The sequence below is a fragment of the Thermus sp. genome, assembly GCF_056332225.1.
On record NZ_JBWGQW010000268.1, the window covers coordinates 1 to 506 of the forward strand.

The following is a 506-nucleotide window of genomic DNA, read 5'->3' on the forward strand; positions in this document are numbered from 1 at the left end:
GGGGGAGACCCGCGGCGTCCTCCTCTTCCAGGAGCAGCTCCTCCGCCTCCTCCACCACGGGGCGGGCCTGGACTGGCCCGAGGCGGAGGCCTTCCGCAAGGCCCTGAGCCGGGCCCGGGACGAGGAGGACCTCGCCCCCTTGCGGGAGCGCTTCCTGGCCGGGGTCAGGTGGCGGCTTGGGCTTGGGGGGGAGGAGGCGGAGGGCCTGTGGCGCATGGTGGCGGGCTTCCGGGGCTACGGCTTCACGGCGAGCCACGCCCACGCCTTCGCCCGCCACGCCTACGCCGCCCTCTGGCTCAAGGCCCACTACCCGGCCGAGTTCCTGGCCGGCCTGCTCAACGAGGCCCCGGGCATGTGGCCCCCAAGCACCCTGCGCCAGGAGGCGAGGCGCCTCGGGGTCCCCTTCCTGCCCCTCTCCGTGAACCGCTCGGGGCTCCACTACCGGGTGGAGGTGGCGGGCGGGGTGAAGGCCCTACGACCCCCCCTCACCCAGGCCAAAGGGGTCT

1 pseudogene is annotated in these 506 nt (G+C 74.9%); it reads left to right on the top strand.

From position 1 onward, the window contains the following. A pseudogene (locus AC01Y6_RS11295) lies at positions 1 to 506 on the top strand (hypothetical protein); the annotation flags it as partial.